Source organism: Bradyrhizobium jicamae, from assembly GCF_018130215.1.
Taxonomy (GTDB): domain Bacteria; phylum Pseudomonadota; class Alphaproteobacteria; order Rhizobiales; family Xanthobacteraceae; genus Bradyrhizobium; species Bradyrhizobium jicamae_A.
Genome location: NZ_JAFCKQ010000019.1, coordinates 126407 through 133263, shown reverse-complemented (window position 1 = coordinate 133263; position 6857 = coordinate 126407). Strand labels below are relative to the sequence as shown.

5 protein-coding genes are annotated in these 6857 nt (G+C 64.4%); all 5 read left to right on the top strand.

What is annotated here, in order from left to right; all coding sequences use genetic code 11:
- The first annotated feature begins 507 nt into the window (after positions 1-507).
- The 5 genes from JQ586_RS21335 (at position 508) to JQ586_RS21315 (ending at position 6854) form a co-directional block, all read left to right on the top strand.
- Entirely contained in the window at positions 508-1662 is a 1155-nt protein-coding gene (locus JQ586_RS21335; protein WP_212396572.1) for an iron-containing alcohol dehydrogenase, read from the top strand.
- Positions 1663-1678: 16 nt separating this feature from the next.
- On the top strand, positions 1679-3229 hold the full coding sequence (locus JQ586_RS21330) for an AMP-binding protein (RefSeq protein ID WP_212396571.1): 1551 nt from the start codon (positions 1679-1681) through the stop codon (positions 3227-3229).
- Between the two features lie 87 nt (positions 3230-3316).
- The gene (locus JQ586_RS21325; protein WP_212396570.1) at positions 3317-4012 is read left to right on the top strand and encodes a DUF2270 domain-containing protein; all 696 of its coding nucleotides are present in this window, start codon (positions 3317-3319) and stop codon (positions 4010-4012) included.
- Positions 4013-4100: 88 nt separating this feature from the next.
- Complete coding sequence (locus JQ586_RS21320; RefSeq protein WP_212396569.1) at positions 4101-4988, top strand: TauD/TfdA family dioxygenase; 888 nt, start codon at positions 4101-4103, stop codon at positions 4986-4988.
- 267 nt (positions 4989-5255) lie between these two features.
- Entirely contained in the window at positions 5256-6854 is a 1599-nt protein-coding gene (locus JQ586_RS21315; RefSeq protein WP_212396568.1) for an ABC transporter substrate-binding protein, read from the top strand.
- Positions 6855-6857: the final 3 nt, after the last annotated feature.

Below are 6857 nucleotides of genomic sequence, written 5' to 3'. Positions count from 1 at the left end.
CGCATGCGTGACTGACGAGAGCGCATGAGGCGGACGGCGAAATCGTGCAGGCCTGACGCCCTGGTGGCAGGTGTCCTGTCGGCAAGAGACCAAGGTCTCTTGCTGACGGCGGTGACAAGAAAGCCCAGTCTCGCCGGGGAGAGCACGTATAAGCCGTAACCCATCGCGCAGGGAAAGCCGGGTTGCTCCGGTTACACCTGTGGTCCTACCCCCGTGCTTTTTGTTGCACGGGACCCATGGGTGCGATCGGCACCCGGCTTTCCCTGTGCCCTCCTCGAAGGAGGAGCAAGTCAACGCAAGACTCGGACGCAAACGCGCCGCGAGAATGCGGATGTGTGTTTCGCGGGCCGCGCAACAAGCGTTGCGCACCAAGCCGGGACGACATCGGAATGGCGGCGATCTCCGTACCACACCATCCCGCACCCCCTGATGACGGCCCGGAATTCCTCCGCTAACCTGCACGCAAACGCCGCCAGCAAGGCCGGCACAGCTAGGGAGGACGCGCGCATGCATCAAGGCCGTGTCGTATTCGGCGCCATGGACGAGGTGGTGTTCGGGCGCCCCGCGCGCGAGGCCGTGGTCGAGCAGCTGGACCGGCTCGGCGCACGACGCGCCTTCCTGATGGTGTCGGGCACGCTCAACCGCGACACCGACGAGATCGAAAAGGTCCGCGAGGCGCTCGGACCGCGTTGCGCCGGCGTGTTCGACAGGATGCCTGCGCATACGCCACGCGCCGCCGTGATATCCGCAACCGAACAGGCCCGCGCCGCGCAAGCCGACCTGATCGTCACCATCGGCGGCGGCTCGATCACCGACGGCGCCAAGGCGGTGCAGCTCTGCCTCGCCAACAATGTCACCACATCCGATGGCATCGACGCGATCCGCACCCATGGCGGCGTCTCGCCCGAGATGAAGCCGCCTGTCGTCCGCCAGATCAGCGTGCCGACCACGATCGCCGGCGGCGAGTTCTCCTCGATCGCCGGCGTCACCAACGAGGCCAAGCGGCAAAAGGAGATGCTGCGGCATCCGCTGGTGATGCCGCGCGCCACCATCCTCGATCCGGAGCTGTCCGTGCATACGCCGGACTGGCTGTTCCTGTCGACCGGCATTCGCGCCGTCGACCACTGCGTCGAGGGCATCTGCTCGCGCGAGGCGCATCCCTATGGCGACGCGCAGGCGATCAAGGGCCTCGAAATGCTGGCGCAGGGCCTGCCGCGGGTGAAGGCCAACCCGAAGGACATTTCGGCACGGATGGATTGCCAGATCGGCACCTGGCTCTCGACCGGCCCGCTCGCCTCCGGCGTGCCGATGGGGGCGAGCCACGGCATCGGCTATGTGCTCGGCGCGGTGCACGACGTGCCGCATGGCTACACATCCTGCGTAATGCTGCCAGCCGTGATGCGCTGGAACAAGCGCGACAACGCCGACCGCCAGGCGCTGGTCGCGTCGGCGATGGGCCATCCGGGCGAGGACGCCGGCGGCGTGCTCGACGGTTTCATCCGCAATCTCGGCATGCCGCGCAGCCTCAAGGAGGTGCATGTCGGCCCGGAGCATTTCGACCACATCGCGGCACAGGCGATGCGAACACCATGGGTGCCGCGCAATCCGCGCAGGATCGAGGGGCCGGCGCAGGTGCGTGAGATTCTTGTGATGGCTGCCTGAGAGGAACGGGAGTTATATGTACACCGGCAAACACGCCTATCTGCGCCCGCTGCAACCCGCCTTCATCATGGCGTCGACCGGCGAGATCGTCACCTATCGTGAGCTGGACGCGCGCTCCAATCGCCTCGCGCATCTGTTCCGCGAGCACGGCTTGCAACGGCTCGACCACTATTCGATCTTCATGGAGAACAACGACCGCTACCTCGAGGCCTGCGGCGCCGGCGAGCGCTCCGGCCTCTACTACACCTGCGTCAACTCCTTCCTCACCGCAGGCGAGCTTGCCTACATCCTCACCAACAGCCAGTCGCGCATCCTCGTCACCTCGAAGCTGAAGCTCGACGTCGCCCGCGAGGCCTTGACGGATTGTCCGAAGGTCGAGCTCTGCATCGTCGTCGATGGCGACGGCGAGAGCGACCGCATCGTCGGCCTCGAGGAAGCGACCGGCAACCTGCCGGCGACGCCGATCCCTGATGAATCGCTGGGGACTGCGATGCTCTATTCCTCCGGCACCACCGGCCGGCCGAAGGGCATCGTGCGGCCGCTGCCGGAGCAACCGCCGTCGCAGAACCTGCCGTTGTTCGATTTCCTGATCAAGCTCTGGCACTACCGCGAGGGCATGGTCTACCTGTCGCCGGCGCCGCTCTATCACTCGGCGCCGCAGGCAGCAGTCAACCTCACCATCCGCATGGGCGGTACCGCGGTCATCATGGAGCACTTCGATCCCGAGCGTTATCTCGAACTGGTCGAGACATGGGGCATCACCCACAGCCAGCTGGTGCCGACCATGTTCTCGCGGATGCTGAAGCTGCCCGAGGAGGTACGCCGCCGCCACGATTTGTCGACACTGGAGATCGCGATCCATGCCGCCGCGCCCTGCCCGGCGCTGGTGAAGGACGACATGATCAAATGGTGGGGCCCGATCATCCATGAATATTACGGCGCGACCGAGGGCCTCGGCTTCACGGCCTGCGACAGCAAGGAATGGCTGGCGCACCGTGGCACCGTCGGCAAGGTGCTGCTCGGGGATCTGCATATCCTGGACGAGAACCTGAAGCCCTGCCCAAAGGGCACACCCGGAACGGTCTGGTTCAAGACCGCAACCCCATTCGAATATTTCAACGATGCGGCCAAGACCACCGAGGCGCGCTCGCCGGACGGCAGCATGAGCACCGTCGGCGACGTCGGCTATGTCGACGACGACAACTTCCTCTATCTCACCGACCGCGCCACCTTCATGATCATATCGGGGGGCGTGAACATCTACCCGCAGGAGTGCGAGAACCTCTTGATCACCCATCCCAAGGTCGCCGACGCCGCGGTGTTCGGCGTGCCCAATGTCGATCTCGGCGAGGAGGTCAAGGCGGTGGTGCAGCCGGCCGACGGGATTGCGGCGGGGCCGGAGCTGGCGGATGAATTGATCGCGTTCTGCGCGACCTCGCTGTCGCGCCAGAAGGTGCCGCGCTCGGTCGATTTCGAGGCCGAGCTGCCGCGGCTGCCGACCGGAAAGCTCTACAAGCGCCTGTTGCGCGACCGCTACTGGGGCAACAAGACCTCGCGGATCGTGTGATGCGACCAGGACGGCGGCAAATTCGTGCATTCCGCACAATTCGCGCTATGCTCCGCAATCGTCAGCCAGCGTTGCACGGAGGCCGCCATGCCGTCGCCCCAGCCGCGCGAGCCGGAGCCGCCACAGGCAAGGCTCGAATTCACCGCCGCCGAGATCGGTGCGATCGCGCACCTCTATCGCGGCGAGATCTACCGCAGCACGGTCTGGCGCACCCGCCTCGACAGCTCGACCAACTGGGCGGTGGTCACGACCGGGATCGCGCTGTCGGCGACCTACAGCAATGGCGAGGCGTCGCCTTTGCCGATGGTGCTGGTCGGCCTGCTCGTCACCGTCTTCCTGCTGTTCGAGGCGCGCCGCTACCGCTACTTCAACGTCTGGCGCGCCCGCGCGCGGCTGCTCGAGACCGATTTCTACGCACCGATGATCCAGGGCGAGAGCATCTCGCCGAATGCGGCCTGGACCGCGCTGCTCGCCAAGGATTATCGCCATCCGAGCTACCACATCACCTATGCCCGCGCGATCGGCCGGCGGCTGCGCCGCACCTATGGCTGGATCTTCGCGATCCAGGCCATTGCCTATTACGGCAAGCTCGCTATCCATCCCGTGCCGCTGACCGCGATGAGCGAGATCTGGGATCGCGCGTCCATCGGCCCGATTCCCGGAACCCTGGTCGTGCTGGCCGGCATCGCCTTTCATTCCAGCTGGGCGCTGTTCGCGCTCATCACGAATCGCATGGAGGCGGCCGACCGGCGCACGCGGCGCAATCTGATCGCAATGGGATGAATTCGCGCGCATTGTCCGCGTCAGGCCTTTCCCATAGGCTCGCAGCACAAGAACGAGACCTGCAAGAACAAGAAAGGGAGGGCTGCCGATGGATGTGATCCCGCTGAAACCGGGCTTTGGCGCCGAGCTGCGCGGCATGACCCTCGCCGACGTCGCGGCCGACGATGCCGCCTACGCGGCGGTGCGCGCTGCCTTCGAGGAATATTCGGTGCTGGTGTTTCGCGGCCAGGAGGTCAGCGATGACATCCAGCTCGCGTTCTCGCGCCGCTTCGGCCCGCCCGAGGTGACCAAGGTCGGCTCGATGGGCACCGGCTCGCATTTCGTGATCCTCTCGACCTTCGGTCCCGACGGCAAGGTGGTGCCCTCGGATCACCGGCAGCAGCTGCGTGCGAGGGCCAACCAGCTCTGGCACACCGACTCCTCCTTCAAGCGCGTGCCGGCGCTGACGTCGATCCTCTCCGCGCGCATCATTCCCGAGCATGGCGGCGAGACCGAGTTCGTCTCGATGCGGCTCGCCTTCGAGCGGCTCGACGAGGAACTCGCGACGCGCGTGGAGAACTCCTTCGCCTGGCATTCCTATGCGCATTCGCGCAGCAAGGTCGCGGCTGGCCTGGCCACCACGGCGGAAGTGGATGCGCTGCCGCCGGTGTGCTGGCGCATGGTGTGGCGCAATCCGGTCAACGGCCGTGGCGCGCTCTATCTCGCCTCGCATGCGTATGGTGTCGAGGGCATGGACGACGCCGCCGGCAAGGCGCTGATCGAGCAGCTGACTGATACCGCAACCGCGCCCGGCATGAGCTACCTGCATCAATGGAAGCAGGGCGACGTCGTGATGTGGGACAACCGCGCGACCATGCATCGCGGCCGCCCCTGGCCGGCGCATGAAGGCCGCCTGATGATCCGCACCACAATCTCCGCCACCGACGCCGACGGCGTGGCGGGTATGCATATGCCTTCGCCGCAGGCAGCGGAGTGAGAGATGCAGAGGCCGGGATCCGCGACAAACTGTCCCTGAGGAAACGAAGACTGCTTGCGCAAACCGGAAGGACATCGATCGCTGCATGGCAAAAGGCCCTGCAAGTTCCGCGCAGCAACCTCGCTATTGCCGATGTACGGAAATATTCATCCGCTGACGTCATCCGAATTGCCAATGCCCTCACGCCGCTCGTCGGTTGCCCGGACCTCTCACCATGGTATCTTCGATACCAATCGGCGATCGAGACCGAAATTCGTGGAGGGGACCATGCGGAGCGTGCAAGCGCTGGCCGTCGCGGTGTTGTCTGTGCTGGCGATCAGCGACGTTTCTCGTGCAGCGGACCAGCCGAAATCGGGCGGCATCTTCCGGATATACCATCGCGACAGCCCCGGCAGCGCCTCGATCCATGAAGGCGCGACCTACTCGGTCAACATCCCGTTCATGCCGGTCTTCAACAATCTCGTCATCTTCGACCAGCACATCGCCCAGAACAGCGTCGACACGATCCGGCCCGAGCTGGCGGAGAGCTGGGCCTGGAGCGGCGACCACAAGACGCTGACGTTCAAGCTGCGCAAGGACGTGAAATGGCACGACGGCAAGCCGTTCACGTCGGCCGACGTCAAGTGCACCTTCGACATGCTGATGGGCAAGTCGGCGCAGAAATTCCGGCAGAACCCGCGAAAGGCCTGGTACGAGCAGGTCAACGACGTCACCACCAACGGCGACTATGAGGCCTCGTTCAACCTGAAGCGGCCGCAGCCGGCGCTGTTGTCGTTGCTCGCCTCCGGCTACACGCCGATCTATCCCTGCCACGTCTCGCCGGCGGAGATGCGCACCCATCCGATCGGCACCGGTCCGTTCAAGTTCGTCGAGTTCAAGGCCAACGAATCGATCAAGCTCACCAAGAACCCCGATTACTTCAAGAAGGGCCTGCCCTATCTCGACGGCATCGAGTTCACCATCATCCCGAACCGCTCGACCGCGATCCTCGGCTTCGTCTCGGGCAAGTTCGACATGACATTCCCGACCGAGGTCTCGATCCCCCTGCTCAAGGACGTCAAGTCGCAGGCGCCGAATGCGGTGTGCGTGGTCGAGCCGAACAACGTTTCCACCAACATCATCGTCAATTCGAGCGCGCCGCCATTCGACAATATCGACATCCGGCGTGCGCTGGCGCTGGCGCTCGACCGCAAGGCCTTCATCCAGATCATGTTCGAGGGCCAGGGCGACATCGGCGGCAGCATGGAGCCGGCGCCGGCGGGGCTGTGGGCGATGCCGAAGGACATGCTCGAGTCCATTCCGGGCTATGGCCCGGACATCGAGAAGAACCGCGAGCAAGCGCGCAAGCTGATGCAGAAGGCGGGCTACGGCCCCGACAAGCATCTTCAGATCAAGGTGTCGACGCGCAACATCGCGGTTTACCGTGATCCTGCCATCATCCTGATCGATCAGCTCAAGAGCATCTACATCGACGCCGAACTCGACGTCGTCGACACCGCGCAATGGTTCCCGAAGGTCGCGCGCAAGGATTATTCGCTCGGGCTCAATCTGACCGGCAATGCGGTCGACGATCCCGACCAGTCCTTCTACGAGAATTACGCCTGCGGCTCCGAGCGCAACTACACCAATTATTGCAACAAGGACATCGAGAAGCTGTTCGACGAACAGTCGGCCGAGACCGACATCGACAAGCGCAAGAAGCTGGTCTGGGAGATCGACAAGAAGCTGCAGGAGGACGTCGCGCGTCCGATCATCTTCTACGCCCACACCGGCACCTGCTGGCAGCCTTACGTGAAGAACGTCACGATCATGTCCAACAGTTCATATAACGGCTATCGCTACGAAGACGTCTGGCTGGATAAATAGCGG